Source organism: Chryseobacterium hagamense (assembly GCF_007991455.1).
Lineage (GTDB): Bacteria > Bacteroidota > Bacteroidia > Flavobacteriales > Weeksellaceae > Chryseobacterium > Chryseobacterium hagamense.
Genome location: NZ_BJYJ01000097.1, coordinates 1 through 596, shown reverse-complemented (window position 1 = coordinate 596; position 596 = coordinate 1). Strand labels below are relative to the sequence as shown.

General features: G+C 51.8%; 1 protein-coding gene. It reads right to left on the bottom strand.

All coding sequences use genetic code 11. The features are described from left to right. Positions 1-31: 31 nt before the first annotated feature. Positions 32-596, bottom strand: a 565-nt coding sequence (locus CHA01nite_RS20720) for a phage tail-like protein (protein WP_170234799.1), incomplete at its 5' end; no start/stop codon positions are given.

Sequence of the window (596 nt, the reverse complement as noted above, 5' to 3'; positions counted from 1 at the left end):
TTTTTATGTATTTTATTGAAAGGACAAAGGGTTAGTATCCGGAAACCACATCCCATTTCCCGCCGCCCAGATACATAATGGTGGCTGATGTACCGGCATTCAAAATATTGTAGCTGGTGTTGCGGATGGCAGAAGCCGGTGCAAACCCTATCCCGTCGCTTCCGATCAGTGAGATGTAGTATTTTTTACCCACTGCAATTCCGGAAGTCGGAAGGGTGAGAGTCCTTACCGCTGTGGTATTGAAGAGGATGATGTCGTCGGAAGCCAGCGCCGTATAGTTGGCATCGAGTTCTGCCGTAACGTTTACCGATGAAGCCGTTGTGGAAGCGCCCATCTTGATCCAGTTGGTCCCGTCATTGTAATAAAAGCCTACCGCATCTGCATATTGGGTGGATCCGGTCTGGGTTCCGTTGGAAACATCATTGATGTAGACCAGGGTAGACACCGGTACGGAGACCATGCTTTGGGCACGCTCACGGCTTACCCTCGGGATCAGGATCCCGTCTACTCTGGTAGTGGTACCGGTGGCATTTTTGGCTACGATGTCCAGGCTTGCTGCCGGTGCCGTCGTGTTGATTCCGACCTGTCCGTAGGCC